This is a genomic window from Faecalibacillus sp. (assembly GCF_047023275.1).
In the GTDB taxonomy this organism is placed as follows: domain Bacteria; phylum Bacillota_I; class Bacilli_A; order Erysipelotrichales; family Coprobacillaceae; genus Faecalibacillus.
Genome location: NZ_JBKYAR010000008.1, coordinates 26,803 through 42,777 on the forward strand (window position 1 = coordinate 26,803; position 15,975 = coordinate 42,777).

Annotated in this window: 15 protein-coding genes; 1 reads left to right on the plus strand and 14 read right to left on the minus strand. The window is 26.2% G+C overall.

Annotated elements, in window-relative coordinates:
- Positions 1-8: 8 nt before the first annotated feature.
- The 14 genes from ACLVEP_RS03975 to ACLVEP_RS04040 all read right to left on the minus strand — a co-directional run bounded on the left by ACLVEP_RS03975 (position 9) and on the right by ACLVEP_RS04040 (position 15,328).
- Positions 9-3,215, minus strand: a complete 3,207-nt coding sequence (locus ACLVEP_RS03975; RefSeq protein WP_412582991.1) for an SNF2-related protein — start codon at positions 3,213-3,215, stop codon at positions 9-11.
- A complete protein-coding gene (locus ACLVEP_RS03980; RefSeq protein WP_227352192.1) occupies positions 3,199-4,623 on the minus strand; it encodes an SWIM zinc finger family protein in 1,425 nt (474 codons plus the stop codon). The genes ACLVEP_RS03975 and ACLVEP_RS03980 overlap by 17 nt, the downstream gene beginning before the upstream one ends.
- Before the next feature lie 57 nt (positions 4,624-4,680).
- Positions 4,681-5,499 (minus strand): Cof-type HAD-IIB family hydrolase, encoded by an 819-nt coding sequence (locus ACLVEP_RS03985; protein WP_412582994.1) that lies wholly within the window; start codon positions 5,497-5,499, stop codon positions 4,681-4,683.
- A 99-nt stretch (positions 5,500-5,598) separates the two neighbouring features.
- Positions 5,599-6,303 carry a hypothetical protein gene (locus ACLVEP_RS03990; protein WP_227352190.1) on the minus strand — a complete coding sequence of 235 codons (705 nt, stop codon included), beginning with the start codon at positions 6,301-6,303 and terminating at the stop codon, positions 5,599-5,601.
- Between the two features lie 52 nt (positions 6,304-6,355).
- A complete protein-coding gene (locus tag ACLVEP_RS03995) occupies positions 6,356-6,988 on the minus strand; it encodes a hypothetical protein (protein WP_227352189.1) in 633 nt (210 codons plus the stop codon).
- Positions 6,978-7,460 carry an RNA polymerase sigma factor gene (locus ACLVEP_RS04000; RefSeq protein ID WP_227352188.1) on the minus strand — a complete coding sequence of 161 codons (483 nt, stop codon included), beginning with the start codon at positions 7,458-7,460 and terminating at the stop codon, positions 6,978-6,980. The genes ACLVEP_RS03995 and ACLVEP_RS04000 overlap by 11 nt, the downstream gene beginning before the upstream one ends.
- 91 nt (positions 7,461-7,551) lie before the next feature.
- Positions 7,552-9,120, minus strand: a complete 1,569-nt coding sequence (locus tag ACLVEP_RS04005) for a sensor histidine kinase (protein WP_227352187.1) — start codon at positions 9,118-9,120, stop codon at positions 7,552-7,554.
- A complete protein-coding gene (locus ACLVEP_RS04010) occupies positions 9,113-9,781 on the minus strand; it encodes a response regulator transcription factor (protein WP_227352186.1) in 669 nt (222 codons plus the stop codon). The genes ACLVEP_RS04005 and ACLVEP_RS04010 overlap by 8 nt, the downstream gene beginning before the upstream one ends.
- A gap of 158 nt (positions 9,782-9,939) precedes the next feature.
- Positions 9,940-10,533, minus strand: a complete 594-nt coding sequence (locus ACLVEP_RS04015) for a metalloprotease family protein (RefSeq protein ID WP_412582998.1) — start codon at positions 10,531-10,533, stop codon at positions 9,940-9,942.
- A 117-nt stretch (positions 10,534-10,650) separates the two neighbouring features.
- Positions 10,651-11,769: an aldo/keto reductase gene (locus tag ACLVEP_RS04020; protein ID WP_227352320.1), complete on the minus strand. Its 1,119-nt coding sequence runs from the start codon at positions 11,767-11,769 to the stop codon at positions 10,651-10,653.
- 698 nt (positions 11,770-12,467) lie between these two features.
- On the minus strand, positions 12,468-13,889 hold the full coding sequence (locus ACLVEP_RS04025) for a hypothetical protein (protein WP_412583000.1): 1,422 nt from the start codon (positions 13,887-13,889) through the stop codon (positions 12,468-12,470).
- 180 nt (positions 13,890-14,069) lie between these two features.
- On the minus strand, positions 14,070-14,735 hold the full coding sequence (locus tag ACLVEP_RS04030) for a DUF4230 domain-containing protein (RefSeq protein WP_227352323.1): 666 nt from the start codon (positions 14,733-14,735) through the stop codon (positions 14,070-14,072).
- A 67-nt stretch (positions 14,736-14,802) separates the two neighbouring features.
- Complete coding sequence (locus ACLVEP_RS04035; RefSeq protein WP_227352324.1) at positions 14,803-15,189, minus strand: YkvA family protein; 387 nt, start codon at positions 15,187-15,189, stop codon at positions 14,803-14,805.
- Positions 15,182-15,328 (minus strand): hypothetical protein, encoded by a 147-nt coding sequence (locus tag ACLVEP_RS04040; RefSeq protein WP_227352325.1) that lies wholly within the window; start codon positions 15,326-15,328, stop codon positions 15,182-15,184. Before ACLVEP_RS04040 ends, ACLVEP_RS04035 begins: the two co-directional genes overlap by 8 nt.
- 129 nt (positions 15,329-15,457) lie before the next feature.
- On the opposite strand from ACLVEP_RS04040, the gene ACLVEP_RS04045 reads away from it, so the two are divergent.
- The gene (locus ACLVEP_RS04045; RefSeq protein ID WP_117575546.1) at positions 15,458-15,973 is read left to right on the plus strand and encodes a helix-turn-helix domain-containing protein; all 516 of its coding nucleotides are present in this window, start codon (positions 15,458-15,460) and stop codon (positions 15,971-15,973) included.
- The last annotated feature ends 2 nt before the right edge of the window (positions 15,974-15,975 follow it).

The window sequence follows — 15,975 nt, forward strand, 5'->3', positions numbered from 1 at the left end:
CCCGTCTTTTACATTGTAAATAAACTTAAAATATCTTCTTTTGACATTTGTGATAAACCACCACTATTGTTTTCAACAAACATATCAGCGAGTTCTTTTTTACGTTTTTGTAGTTCAATGATTTTTTCTTCAACACTATCTTTCATCACAAGATTAAAGACTTGAACATTGTTTTCTTGACCAATACGATAAGCACGGTCTGTTGCTTGATTTTGCGCAGAGACATTCCACCATGGGTCAAAATGAATAACTGCTTCAGCAGATGTTAAATTCAAACCAGTTCCCCCTGCTTTAAGAGAAATTAAGAAAAGTGTTGTATCATCTTTTTGGAATCTTGAAACAAGCTCTCTTCTATCTTCTTTATTGGTGCTTCCTGTAAGCATATAATACGTAATTCCTGCTTTTTGACATTCTTCAGCAATTAAATTTAATACAGATGTAAATGATGAAAATAACAAAACTTTTTGTTTATTTTCTTGCATTGTTTTAATAAGTTCCATACAAGCTTTTAATTTAGAAGAAGGTTGATCAATATTATCATATACAAGGCGTGGTTCAAGACAAAGTTGTCTTAGTCTTGTAAGCATTTTTAAAATTTGCATCTTATCTGAACCTTCAATGTCATAAAGTTGTTGTAATTCTTCATTGACCTTAGCAAGATTAGCTACATAAATTTTTTCTTCTTCATCATTAAATGGAAGAATGATATTTTGTTCTATTTTATCAGGTAATTCTTTTAAAACTTCTTTTTTATTTCTTCTTAAAATAAATGGTGTGACTAGTTTTTTTAGTTGTTTTGTTTTTTCTTCATCATTATTTTTAACAATGTCATTTTCATATTGTTTTTGGAAATAGTGATAATTAAATAAATATTGTGGCATCAAGAAATCAAAGATTGACCATAACTCTGCTAAACTATTTTCAATCGGTGTACCCGTTAAAGCCAATTTATGTCTAGCTTTTAATGTTTTAACTGATTGAGCATTTTTAGTCTTTTGATTTTTAATATATTGTGCTTCATCCAAAATCACATATTCAAATTCTATCCCTTGGTATAATTCAAAATCTCTTCGCATATAATCATAAGAAGTTACATATAATCCTTGTTTAATTTTTTTAATTAATTCACTTCTTATTTGTATATTTCCTGTAATACAGGTAACTGGTAATTTCTTAGAAAATTTATGGACTTCATCTTCCCAGTTATAAATAAGTGAAGAAGGGCAGACAACCAAACTTGGTCTTTTTGTTTCTAATGAATCTAATAAAGTAATAATTTGTAATGTCTTTCCTAGTCCCATATCATCAGCAAGTATGCCATTAAACCCATAATCTTTTAAAGTATGAAGCCATACATATCCTTCTTTTTGATAATCTCTTAAAATATTTTCATAATCTCTAGAAAGAGGATATTCTTTTTGAGTAGCTGATTTAAAACGATCCAATGTTTCAATAAAAGATTCTTCTCTATCTAGTTCAACATATTCAAAATCATTTTCTTCATCAATAGCCAACATTCTTTGTTTATTCATAGAAAATTCACCATCATCAATGTCTTTGACATCAATATGATAATCATCCATAAATTGACTTAATTCTTCTAAATCAGGTGAATCTAAATAAAGAAGTTCCCCATTTTTTAAACGATAGAATTTCTTTTTACGACGATATTGATTTAAAACCTCTTGTAGTTCTTTCTTTGGTATTTCATGAGATGAAATATCAAATTTTAAAAGATCATGTTCAATACTAACGCCTACACGTAAATTATAAGAAATCTTCTTTCCTATTCTTTTTAATGCTTCAGATACATAAACATCCCCATATTGTTTTAAATAATCTAAACCTTCAAAAATAAATTCATACGTTGTTTGACTATTCGTATCAAAATACGCACGATGTTTTTGCATGTCAATTGATGAAGCATAACGTTCGATATATTTTTCTACCAAATCTTGTTGATAAGTTGTCATCAACTGATCATTAAATCCATAGACTCTATTTTGATTTTCATCAACATAAACTGGTTGGAAATAAATTGTTTGATGATCATCAATATCTCCATAGATTTTAATTTCATCATAAGTTGGTATTTCTTCTTGACTTTGATCAAATACTTCAAAATACGAAAGAATTGGTAATAAGACATACTTATAAAAATCATGATATTGTTCCTCTAAGATAACCAATTGTCCATCACTATCCATAATACCGTTTAAAAAACGAGAAACAGTGCCTTCCTCATCAAAAGTTATACGTTCCATATAAAACTTTCCATTATTCATACCATAACAATAACCATGCTTACTTCCAACATAGACAGGCTTGTCAGTACCTACTTTAACAACATAATAATCTTCTTCTTTTATAATATGCATATCCATCTTAGATTCTAATTCACTAAAAGAACTATCATCCTTATTAGCATCATAAAATTCATCAAATACACGTGTATCTATTATCATATTTCTTTTGATTGGTTCATAATAATAACGATATTCTTCTATATCTTGATTACGTAATTCAATTGCTTTTTTCATTAAACTAATTTGTTTTAAAGCATTTTCAGTAAAATTCTTTTCACTGTGAACAAATTCTAATGCTTTACCATACTTATAGTTTTCTTGATTATTGATACGTTCGATGAAATCTGTAATATTTTTTAATACATATTTCTTTTCATTTCCTATTTTATACTCTACGTTGATTTCATTTTCATTAAGGTAGATAGTAGGTGTTAAATCATATTGTTCATTATTAATAGAAAGTTGTAAATCTGTTTGATATTGACTTTTACTAAGATCAATGAGACGTGAGGATGTTTGTGCCAATTGTCTAAGTTGTGCTTTTCTTCTTTGTCTTTGATTTTCTTTTTCAATCTCTTTCATCTTTTCTAATTTTTCACTTTGATAATCAAAAGGAAAATCATTGATTTCTAATTCATTAAGTTTCATAATAACAGCCCCTAAATGACCACACATTGACTCCTCATCATTAAAAGGACATGAACAAGTATAAGAAACCACTTGATTATCTTTAATATCTAATGAACATTTTTGTGGATGATTAAAAACTGAAACCACTGCATCTATATGATATGTATCATCATTTATTGTAATGTGCATACTTTCAACATTATCATAATGATGATATTTTCTAGCAATCTCTAAGTTATTTTTACTTTTTACAACATCTAAATTAATATTGAATTTCAATTTCATCACCTTCTTCTAAACATTCATCTAATATTTCATGTATTTTCTTTCTTCTAGGAAATTCTTTCTTAATCATATCAACAAACTCTATTTTTGACATTCTATCTAAATCAAGAAATAATTCATAAATATGATCTTTTAGATAATAATTTCTAGTTCCCTGTCTTATATACTCTTTTATATATTCTACATAAAACATTAAATACATTTCTAAACTATACTCTCTAATCATCTCTTTTGTTGGCTCAAAGAGTTCCAAATCAAATTTTTGAAGTAAAACATAAATTAAATATTTTGCTTCATTCTTTCGTTTAAACATTAAACCTATTTCATAATCGCTATAAAAACGTCGTATTTCGTTTATAAAATTTGTAACATAGTTTTCAAATTTTACCCCATAAAATTGTTTTAAATCATCATAATACAATGGTATATTAGATGAATTATAATAACTTAAATTTGAACACATATAATTTAAATAAGCATCTTCATTTTCAGGAATAAGTAAGGAATCCAATTTTGCCTTAGTTTCTTTTTTTCTAATATTTTGTTCATGATTTTTATAATATGAACGCGCTTTGTCCACTTGTTGACGATCCACATAATAACGGATCATTTCTATAATATAATCTTCATTGTTATTATAAATTTGAATATCATCTAGATATTTTTTCATATCTAAATGATGATCATTGATAATTTTAAAATATGTATTTAATAAATCAGGTTTTCTATTATTTAAAAGCATGTCTTTAATAATATCTATTTGGTCTTCAACATCTAACAAATAAATAACAGACATCATATAACTAAAAACATTTTCATATCTTTGATATTTCATATTTTCTTTTAGCCATTGAACTGTTAATTCTTTACTATGTTCACTCGTTAATAACTTACAATACCCTTGAAACATGATATGAAGTATTTCATGACGATAATCTTTAGGATAATTAGAACTTAAGAATTCATCAATGACTTTTTGATAATTCGTAATATGAAAATTCCCTTGTTTATTTAATTGCATCATATGTTTTAAATACTTTTTAAATTCTTGATTAAATTCACGTTTTATTGTATAACTCGTACGCGATCTTCTACGAATATCTTTTAATAAAGAATTAATATCGAAGTATTGTTGTTCATCTTTAGGAAGACGCTCTTCGATTGCAAAATAAAGTGCTGCTTCATGTTTACAATGTTTTCCTTCTATCGCATAAGGACAATCACACGTAGCAGACATGACATCATAATGTTCATCTAAAGTGATTTTAGTATGATAAGCTTCATTTCCTAAAATAATTCCGGTATAGGTTTGGTTATCATATTGATTGACAGAAAAAACTCTATTTTGTTCAAAATAAGCTTTTCCTCTATTTAATATAGTCTCTGTAAAAAATGCTTTCATAGGCTTCCTCTTTTCGTATTTACTCCATTATATCAAGAAAGAAAAAAAGCACAAAACTTAATTTGTGCCTAAAATATATTGATTGATTACTTCTGCAATAGCTCCTTGATTATTTGTTGCCTTAGTGATAATATCACATTCTTTTTTCATTTCTTCAACTGTATTTTGTACACCTACACCTAGACCCGCTACTTTGATCATTGATAAATCATTAAAGTTATCACCAATTGCAATTGTATCTTTTATATCTACCCCTAACAATTCTGCAAGTTTCTTTAAACCTTGTCCCTTATTGACCCCTTGATGATTAAATTCAATATAACGATTAGATGAATAACTGACATCTACGTCACCTGTTATCTCTTTTAAATCATTTTCAATTTTCTTTAAATACTGATAATCTGTATTCATATATAAGACTTTTACAATTTCTTGTCCCTTTAAAAAATCAATATTATCATCAAAGATTTCAGTAACTTCCATTCTACCTGCTAAATAATCTTTTTCTTCTTGAACATATTTATAAGCATAAACCATATCTTTTGTATAAACGTGAATACAAACATCATAACTTAAACCTCTTTTATAAAGCTCACTGGCTTTTTCAAAAGAAATTCCTTCAAAATGAAGTAACTTACTTCCTTTATTTTCAGTAATAGCTCCACCATTATAAGAAATCACATATTCATTTTCTAAATCATACAACCCTAAATCTTTGAGTGTTCCACCAACTGTATTAAAGCCTCTTCCAGTTGCTGGAACAAATTTAACCCCTAACTCTTTAGCTTTTTGAATGGCTTCAATATTCTCTTTAGAAATAGTACGATCATCACTTAACAATGTTTCATCTAAATCACACGCTATAATTTTATACATATTATCCCTCTTTTCTTACTTTTATCTTATCAAAAAAAGAATTTATATTTACACAACTTTCATGATATGAAAGAAAATAGAATCAGACAAAATCTGATTCTATTTTAATGAGCTTTTTATCATTGGCTTATCATCTGTATTTTCCATAACAAAGAAAGTATACATATGATAAGGACATTCCTTTAATCCAAATAACATTGCATAGATGTTTTCATCTTCTGTTTCTACTTCTTTATACGCATCTAAATATTTTTTATAACCGAGTAAGTTTTCTAAATCATGATAGATTTCTATACTATATCTTTCATCTACAAATTTATGTTCTTGTTTGAGTTTGTTTTGCATATCTTTTAGATAAGCTTTTTCCCATTGAACCACCTTATCAAAATCCGCTTCTATCCATTTTCTAATAACTTCATTTTCTACAATATGATCTATTTCTAAACGATAAAGCATTTGGAATAATTGATCTTCAACAAGATTATTTGTATAAGTTTTATTAAAATGAATATTGAGTTCTCCATCAACATCCTCTAATATAACTTCTCCTTGTTTTTCCCATTTTTTTAAACATGCATAAATAAGAATAAATTCATCTTGAGGAAGTTCATTTATTAATGAAAGTAAATAGGTTGTATATTGTAAATCTTGTGGTTGTTTATTATTGGGTTTTATTTTTTTATAGTTGATTGCATGTTTTTTATGATCTTGATAGGAGATATTTGGAAAATGGGTTTTAGGTCTTTTTTGATAAAAGTAATAAAGAACAATAAGAATCATTGCGAAAACAAAAAGTAATTCCATAAGATTTCCTCCTTTATCTTATTGTATCAAAAAATGGAGGAAACCTCCATTTTTACTTAATTCTTACAAATCGATCCTTAATATCTTTAACCGTTACACCTTGTGTAACTGCTGCATTTTCATCACTATACTGTGATATAGTACTATCCTCATCTATTTGATCTTTATAACTAATAACAAAATAGATATCTTTTTCACCATTATTGATCACTAAATAACATTCCTTTTCTTTATCAAACATATGCGTAATATCCACTACCTTATTTTGATAATAGAATAAATATTTATCCTCTTTTTCGTTATAAACAATTTCACTATCATCATTCATACTTTCTGCAAGTTCATCACCATTCATTGGTTCTATTCCTGTAAGTGTTCCTTTAAATCCCATGTTTATACCCATATCAACTACATTACCGTCCTCATCTGTTGTATAGAAATGATAAGCATTTTTATCTTCTTCCTTATATTGAACGTTTCTTTTTTCTCCTCGAAACCATACTTCTAATTTACTTTGAATACCTCCTACATCAAAAGCATAAGCTACAGTAAAGGTAGAAAGTAATACGATGAATGAAGTCATAATGGTTACAAGAGATTTAGGAATTCTTTTTTGACTTAAATTAACTTCTTTTTGATAGTGAACATGTTTAAATGCTTGTTTATACGCTTCTTTATTCTTCATCGTTCCAGTTCTCCTTAAGTTGTTCTTTTAATAATTTTCTTGCTCTAGAAAGTCTTACTTTGACATTTCCTTCATTTAATTTTAATTGTTGAGCAATTTCTCTAATTGAATAATCTTCATAATAATACAAATGAATAACAATACTATACTTTGATGGCAAAGCCATCACTGCTTGAAATAATTCTTCATCCTGTGATCTATCAAATGGAATCGTTGCCATATAATCTTCCATAGATATTTGTTTTCTTTTCCAAAACTTTCTTTGAATATCTTTAGCTTTATTAATTGCTACTTTATATAACCAAGATTCTATATGTTCCTTTGATTCAAAATCTTTTTTATATGTATGATATCTAAGAAAAGTTTCTTGAACAACATCCTCAGCATCATCAGGATTTTTTAACATCGTTAATCCTATCGCAAAAATACGATCTTTATATGTTGCAATCACTTGTTCTGTATCTATCTTCATAACTGCCTCCTCAAGAGCTCTTTCACTTATAATACGTTTTATATAGAAAAAAGGTAACAAAAAGTCTATGTATTTCTACATAAACTTTTTATTACTTATTCATCTCTATGATAAAATGAACTTCTTCGTCTTGTACAACTTTACAAGTATAGTTGTGTAAATCTAAAATATTTCTAACAATCGCTAATCCCATTCCTGTAGAATGTGTATCATTTCTGGATACATCTGCTTTATAGAGAGGTTCAAATATATGATTAATATCTTTATTTTCTATTTTTGATCCATCGTTACTTATAATTATTTTTTCTTGTCTATAAACAATATTTATTTTTTTATTTGCATATTTAAAAGCATTGTTGATTAGATTATCGAAGACAATCATCATCAATTGTTGATCACATGAAATATTGATTTTAGGATCAATATCAATCGTAATGATTTTTGATTCTAAATCATAATGTTTTAATACTTCTTCAATCATTGGCGAAAGATTATAATTTTGTTTATGCAACTGATAAGACTTTGTCGTTCTTGTATATATCAACATTTGATTTAAAAGATTATTCATATGCTTAGATTCATCTTCGATCATTCTTAAGTATTTATGTTGTTTTTCAGGTTTGATATTTTCTAATAATATCTCTGCACTATTTAAAATAACAGCATTCGGTGTTTTCATTTCATGAGCCATGGCATTAATAAATAAATCTCTTGTTTTATTAAGCTTTTCTCTTTCATTTTCAAGATACATATATATAAAATAAATACATGATAGAATAATTTGTACTAAACTAAACATTAAAATAAATCTATCTTTTAGACTATCTAAAACAATATTTGGGGTATCGATAAACATATTAAGTTTTATACTATTTTCTTTATTTACATAATGAACATATATCTTTGACTTATCAGAAGAAATAGCACATGTTTCTTGTTCTACTTTAATATCTTTTTCTTTTGGATTCTTTTCTAGTGTTTGTTTTGAATTAAAAAACATTAATTCAAAATCACCAAGTCTATTTTGATCGTTTGCTTTTTTATTTTGATATTTATACCATGAATAATAATTCATTGTTCCTTGTGAGTTACCGAGTTTATAAGTCATATGACTATTTTCATCATAAAAGACAATTTGATCTATGATGTATTGATTATCTTTTGAATGAAAACTCATCTTTTTTATAGTACAACCATCTTGATTTTGATTATAAAAGTCTAATAAATTATTTATATCTTTTTTATTAAAAGATTTTTCTAGATTAAAAAGAGTATACTTATCATTTGTACTATCTTTAAAAAAGATAATAAAGTTTTTATTATTTAATTTATATTTATCTTTTACTTTATATTCAAAAGCTATATTTTGTTTAATATCAAAACCATTACCATCATAAATAGTAGATAGTACATCATGCATATTATTTCCAATATTTTTATCACTTTGCGTTATCATTTTATTCGTAACATCACTTGCTAGTGACCACATAACAGTATCCATTGTATTAAGATTACTCGTGTACATCTGCCTACCTATAATAAAAACAATAATTAACACACTTTCAATTAATAAAAATCTTTTAAATTTCTTATTTTTAAAGGCAAGATAAAACATGCCTAATAATAAAACAATACTTAACGCTCTTAAAAAATCAACCATTTTCAAACACCTTCGTTTCAAAACAATAACCTTGTTTAATCACTGTCTTTATTCCCTTTTGATAAGGTCCCAAGGCTTTTCTTAATATTTTAACATGTGTATCAACACTTCTTTCTTGACCTTTATAATCAAATCCCCATACTTTTAATAAAATTTGTTCTCTAGATAAGATTTGATTTGGATTTTTTATAAAATATTCTAATATTTTATAATCTATTATTTTTAAATTCAAATTTTGATTATTAAGATATGCTTGTTTTTCTCTTGTATTTAACTTTAATATACCTCTTTTGACATATTGATAATGTTTTCTGTTTGTAATAGCTTTACATTTAGCAAGTAATACAGGTAAGGAAAATGGTTTAATAATATAATCATCACAACCTAATTCATAACCCTTTAATTGATCAACTTCTTGTACTTTAGCTGTAATAAAAAGTATCGGTGTTTCTTCTTTTTCACGTATCTTTTGACATAAAGTAAATCCATCCATCTTAGGCATCATTACATCTAATAAAATAAGATCAAAACTTTCTATTAAAAAACAATAATAAGCATCTTCTCCATTATCAAAACTTTTTACTTCATACCCATTTTCTACTAAGTAATCTTCTAGTATTTCTCTTAAATGATCATGATCTTCAGCAAGTAGTATCTTCATAACAATGCCTCCCTTCATCTTTAATATACTTTCTTTATTTGTAATCTTTGTGTAAGTTCTTTAATAATTTTATTTTATATTATGATATCTTAAAGATTCAACTCTATTCCATCATATTTCATATAAAAAAGAAACAGTATCATACTGTTTCCCTCGACCTAGTTATTATTATCTTTTTTTGGTAAATACCAATAATTATTGAACTGATATAAGAATGTTTTTGAACCCGGTGGCATTTCTACAAATGCATGATATACATTCATGAAATCTACTGCTGAATTTGCAACAACAAACATAGCGGCCATTCCTAAAAAAAACTTACATGTTGTTAATGAAATATAATAAGGAACTAAACCAAATAAAATATCAGGAATAAGATTGATAGCTATATATTTTTTCTTTGTAAACTCTGTTGTATATACTCCTGCAAAACCAACACGTGGTATTTTAAACATATAAATTTCTTTATAAAAATAAAACTGACATAGCTTTGAAAGAACTAATAAAATATTTGCGAGTATAAAATAGCTAAAAAGATTTGATAAATCCATAGAATCAACATCTCTAAAAAGAACATTTAAATATTCTGGTACAAACATAATACATATAATAATAAAAGTAACAATACTTGTTTGTATATTCTGTTTTTTTCTATCCGTTGGCTCATTAAATCGAATAGCCCCTTCTTTAAGCTTATTTGTTGGAAGTGGATTAGTTTCTGGATCTAATTTCCCCATATATTTTATTTTCATAAGTTGTCTCCTCGTATATCCTGTTTCACTTTTATCTATAAATACATCATACCATACATATAACTATTTATTTTACTAAAACATAATACAAAAAAAGAATGACATAACGCCATTCTCTTATAAGTTCTTAATATCTTGAACTACTCGTTGTAAATCTTCTCTGATTTTAATTGATTGTGGACAAAGCTTTTCACATTTACCGCATTTCTTACAGAATTCAGCTTGTGCGTCCCCTAGATTTGTATAGCGTCTTTTAGCTGTATCTTTAAGACCTAACATACCATACTCATTCCATAACTTGAAGTTACCTGGAATATCAATTCCAAATGGACAAGGCATACAATAACGACATCCTGTACATCCATTTTTAGTTTTTGCTTTAATCATATTAGCTACTTTTTCTACAAGTTTTTCTTCATCTTGATCTAATGGTTTAAAGTCTTTAAAAGTTGCAAGGTTATCTTCTACTTGATCATAAGTAGACATACCACTTAAAACAACTTTTACATTTGGAAGTGAGGCTACAAAACGTAAAGCCCAACTTGAAATGCTGACATTTGGATTATAGTCTGTAAAGACTTGTTCAATATCATCAGAAAGACTAGCTAAAGCTCCACCTTTAATTGGTTCCATAATAACTAATGGAACATTCTTTTCTTCAGTAAGCTTATATCCTTTCATTCCTGCTTGGATATCTGTATCAATGTAATTTAATTGAATTTGACAGAAATCCCAATCACGGTAATTAATAATTTCTTCAAAGACTTCATAATCATCATGGAATGAGAACCCTAAGTTTTTTATTCTTCCTTGTTTCTTTAATTCTTCACAATAAGGAATAATATTTAATTCAATGACTTTTTTCCATGTATCTTTATTTAAAGCATGTAATAAATAGAAATCAACATAATCGACATCCAATCTTTTCATTTGTTCTTCAAAGATTTCTTTTGCTTGTTCCAATGAATCAATTTTAAACATTGGTAACTTTGTCGCAAGATAAAAATCTTCTCTTTTATATTTCTTTAAAACTCTACCTACAAATGGTTCACTTTCGCCATCATGATAAGGGTAAGCTGTATCAATATAAGTCACACCACTTTCAATAGCATGATCTAACATTCTTTCTGCTTCTACTTCATCAATAGTGCCATCTTCCTTTTTAGGAAAACGCATGCAACCAAATCCTAATAATGAAGGATTGACATTAAGTTTATCAATTTTACTATATTCCATCCTTTTATCCTCCCTAAATTAACCTACATTTATTGTAAACCCTAAAGCTAAGTTCATGTCAAGATAGATTTAAACTTTACATTCTTGCTAATATGACAGACGACATTAGCAAATTTGTAAAGTAATCAATAAATAAAAAAGCATTAATTAAAAGTTTATAAAATACTATTTTTATCCATTTACTTTACTGTTCAACCATACTTTGTCAACATAATTTGATATAATTGTTTGTTATCGTCCTCCCTGAAAGGAGGTGGTGTTAATTGTTCTCAGATTTAGTTGTATCTGTCGTGGCAGGTGTTTTAGTTTATTACATATGCAAATGGTTAGACAAAAGATTTAAGCGATAACTAGCCTAGTGTTAGACCACTCTAAAAGTTAGAAAAGGTAAGGATCTTACTCATCCTTACCTTTTCATTTTGATGCAATTGTTCTCAGATTTGCAAATAAAGTATACCATACTATGTGTATAGTACACAAGTTATTGTACATTCACTTAAATTTTTATTTTTTCTTTCAAAAATTACTTTATCAAAAAATTTATTCTTTATATCATATAACTCCTTTAAAAATTGAATTTCTATTTTTGTTCTTCTCTTTAGTTTTACTGACTAATTATCACTTTCTCTTTTATATCTAAAATATAAGAAAATTAGTATCAATTATCCAAGAAAAAGAATATTAATATTTAACAACAATTATTTTAATACTTCTACTAAATCACATAAATCATCATATAGAGTATTTAAGTATTTGATATTCATATCAAAATTATATGTTTCCGTTGTTTTAATCATTATTGTACAAAATAGTCGTTCACTTAATAACGTTGTATAATTATAAAATCCAAATGGTATTTCTTTTGTAATATTGTCATATTGAAAATGACAAACCAAATTAAATATTTGCATTGGTAATGATTGTGGAAATGGATTATTATTAGTCGTTAAAAGTGTTTTTAATAATTGAGACTTTTTATTTCCACTTAATATCTTTACTTTTCTTTTATTTGTTAATTCATCATATGTTCTTAGAAAAATACCTACTTTTAAAGGATAAATAGTATATTTATCATCTATCTTTTCTATATATAATCCTTCATTTTCACCAAATGTATCAATCCATTGTTTATCATACTCAATAGCATTCCTTAGAAATTTAACAGCATTACTATTTAAAAAATTATGTCTTTGTTTACTTTCTATTTTTCCAATTGTTTGTTTACAAAAATAGAATAAGTCATCACTCATTAAAAATTCATTTAAATCTTCTAATGAAATATGCATATTCTTCCAAATATCAGGTGGTAATATTTCAAATTCTTCTGTATAAAATAAATTGTATAAATTATCATCATCTAAATTACTTAAAAGATCAACACAATAGACTAAATGATTATATTGATTACAATGTTCTACTAACTGAATAATTGGATTAATATTATATTCTTTTACTTCTATTTGATTTTCATAAATAATATTTTCTATAATGCTCTCTAATTTATTGTTACTAGCCAAATCAAATCTTTTATATGCCATATTTTCAATCAATTTTTCAATTTGATATGATATGTTATTAAATTTATTATTAGTATTACAAAAATAGTAAAATGCTTCGTCATCATCAAATAAATTTAAAACAATAAATGATAAATGATTTCCTTTTAAAGCACCTTCCTCATAACTTTTTTTATAATCGACATTTTCTAATGAAAGACTTTTAAATATATTTTCTTTAGGAAAAATAAAATAATTCATCATATAAAAGAAATACAGCACTTTTAAATACTTTTTATATTCTAATGGCTCACTAGGTTCATAAACACCTAAATACTCTAATCTATTATTTAAAGCAAATCTACTTTTATCATTTCTTACAAGTATTTGCTTTATTTCTTCTTTTCCTCTATCCCAAGTAGCTTCATCAATATTCACTTTATCAACAAAAACTTCCCTATTATTTTGATCCTTATATCTACAAACAATCTTTCCTTCTATATTATAAATCTTCTCTGTTAGCCTTATTATTTCTTCAGCTAAACAATTAATATTTGCTTGTTCATTAGATAAATCTTTTCCTATATCAAAATTACTTTGTAAGTCTTTATTGTTAAATAACATAGTGATATTTCCTTTCTCTATTAATAAAAATGTAATCATATTATGCCTAATATTAATTACATTTCTTATATATTCTATTATTGTAACTATGTATAACTATCTTGTGATTAATAAACCACTATAAAAGAAAACAAGCAAACCAACTATAACGATCAATGCTATTAATATGTACTTTTTCATTTAATTGCCTCTATATTCAAAATGTATTTTATAATTTTTATATTTATCATTTGTTTTGATAAATGATTTTAATTGCTTTTTAGCACTTTCTTTTGCTCTGTCATATAAGCCATTGTCAATTGCATCCTTCAATGCAGTATCTTCTAATTTAGTTAGTGCTTTATTATTTTCTTCTAAAGTAACATTTGTAAAAATGCTCTCTTCCTCATGATAAACTTTAAAAGAATCTTTTTTAAGCTCCTTACTTAAAACTTTAACTTCTGGCACAATTACATTAACAGTGTTATTTTCTGCTTCATCCCAATCAACTTGTGAGAAATCTATTCCAGCCTTAACGATAACATCATAACTATAAATATATTTTGTTTGTGTAAAAGGTACATTTACACCGTACAATTTTCTTGATTTGTCTACCACATCAATTTCTGTCATTACACATGATTCTGTTGCCAATTCTCCAATATCTTCAAACCCTAATTTTGTTGTTTTGCTTTCAGTAAAAAATGATTTTTTTATTCCAATAATTCCTAGAATCAATACTAGAATTATTACTAAAATTGTTATTATTCGCTTATTTAATAAACTTAATAACTTAGAAAAAAATTTTTTCTTTTTACTTTCTTTATCATCATTTTCTTCTGTTTTTTTATAATTAATTTCATTCATATTTTCTTTCTCCCTTATAATTATATTTTTTAAAAATTTTTCTTACTTCCTATAACTTAATATTTTTCTACATCATATATTGATTAATTTGCATATTAATAATTTTCCAACAAGCTGATAAAACAGCCACATCATCAATATAGCCAATCCCTGGAATAGCATCAGGAATTAAATCTACAACCGATACTAAATAAATAAGTGATGCAACGATTGTTAAAACAGTTGAAACAGGCGGTTTGTCATATGTACCATCGATATAATCTTTTGTCATTGAAACCATAACAAGAATTTTTGATAACATGTTACCAATACATGGAATATTTTCAGCAACTTTATAAGTTTCTGATATCAACAAATCAAATTTATCTGGACTTTTAATAACCTTTTTTGCTTCCTCTTTATTTTTCTTTATTTGCTCAGCTGCTTGAACTTCAACATTTTTAATATTATTCATCATATTTCTTCCTCTCTTTTCCAATTTTTCTAAATTGATATTTAGATATATCTTTTAATCCAACCTTTTTTGAATATTCAGGATGTTCTTCCATCTTTTCTATTATTTTTAATAGCTGTATTCTTTCTTTTACATTCATTCAATCCCCTCTGTCTGTCTTGTTTTTCTATTACACTTAAATTATAATTTTCTTATATCATTATATGAACACTTCACAAGGAGACATCTCGCTTGCATTTCACCTTGTGAGGTGAAAAGGAGATTTAGCATGGGAAAAAATGAAGAATTAGAAGATAAAAGTATATATTATAGGTATAGAAAAGAAGCAGGTTACACAAGAGAAAAAGCAAGTGAACTTTTAGATATGCCTGTTAGACGAATCGAAAAAATTGAAACCTATAGTCAAGATGCTACACCCTTAGATATAGTAAAAATGGCAAAATGCTATAAAAAACCCAATTTATTAAATTATTATTGTGTCCACGAATGTGATATCGGTAGAGACAATATACCTGAAATTGCAACTTCTGAATTAGAACATATTATTTTAGAAACTGTTGACAGTCTCAATGAAATGGCGCCACAAGTTAACCGACTAATTCAAATTGGAAGAGATGGTAGAGTTACTGATGATGAAATTGAAGACTTCGCTTTCATTTGTTGTAAATTAGAAGAAATTACTCTTGCCGTTGATTCTTTAAATTTATGGGTAAAAAACACAAGCTTAGAAAACAAATTAAATGGTGAATTATTGAAAAAATATAAAGATAAATATAAAAGATAAAA

What these genes read in the sequence shown, in the direction of transcription:
- ACLVEP_RS04045 (WP_117575546.1), top strand. Translation starts at nt 15,458, where the DNA reads ATGGGAAAAAATGAAGAATTAGAAGATAAAAGTATATATTATAGGTAT.
- ACLVEP_RS04010 (WP_227352186.1), bottom strand. Translation starts at nt 9,781, where the DNA reads ATGAAGATACTACTTGCTGAAGATCATGATCATTTAAGAGAAATACTA.
- ACLVEP_RS03985 (WP_412582994.1), bottom strand. Translation starts at nt 5,499, where the DNA reads ATGTATAAAATTATAGCGTGTGATTTAGATGAAACATTGTTAAGTGAT.
- ACLVEP_RS04040 (WP_227352325.1), bottom strand. Translation starts at nt 15,328, where the DNA reads ATGAATGTAAAAGAAAGAATACAGCTATTAAAAATAATAGAAAAGATG.
- ACLVEP_RS03995 (WP_227352189.1), bottom strand. Translation starts at nt 6,988, where the DNA reads ATGAAGAATAAAGAAGCGTATAAACAAGCATTTAAACATGTTCACTAT.
- ACLVEP_RS04025 (WP_412583000.1), bottom strand. Translation starts at nt 13,889, where the DNA reads ATGTTATTTAACAATAAAGACTTACAAAGTAATTTTGATATAGGAAAA.
- ACLVEP_RS04020 (WP_227352320.1), bottom strand. Translation starts at nt 11,769, where the DNA reads ATGGAATATAGTAAAATTGATAAACTTAATGTCAATCCTTCATTATTA.
- ACLVEP_RS04030 (WP_227352323.1), bottom strand. Translation starts at nt 14,735, where the DNA reads ATGAATGAAATTAATTATAAAAAAACAGAAGAAAATGATGATAAAGAA.
- ACLVEP_RS04015 (WP_412582998.1), bottom strand. Translation starts at nt 10,533, where the DNA reads ATGAAAATAAAATATATGGGGAAATTAGATCCAGAAACTAATCCACTT.
- ACLVEP_RS04005 (WP_227352187.1), bottom strand. Translation starts at nt 9,120, where the DNA reads ATGGTTGATTTTTTAAGAGCGTTAAGTATTGTTTTATTATTAGGCATG.
- ACLVEP_RS03990 (WP_227352190.1), bottom strand. Translation starts at nt 6,303, where the DNA reads ATGGAATTACTTTTTGTTTTCGCAATGATTCTTATTGTTCTTTATTAC.
- ACLVEP_RS04000 (WP_227352188.1), bottom strand. Translation starts at nt 7,460, where the DNA reads ATGAAGATAGATACAGAACAAGTGATTGCAACATATAAAGATCGTATT.
- ACLVEP_RS04035 (WP_227352324.1), bottom strand. Translation starts at nt 15,189, where the DNA reads ATGAATAATATTAAAAATGTTGAAGTTCAAGCAGCTGAGCAAATAAAG.
- ACLVEP_RS03980 (WP_227352192.1), bottom strand. Translation starts at nt 4,623, where the DNA reads ATGAAAGCATTTTTTACAGAGACTATATTAAATAGAGGAAAAGCTTAT.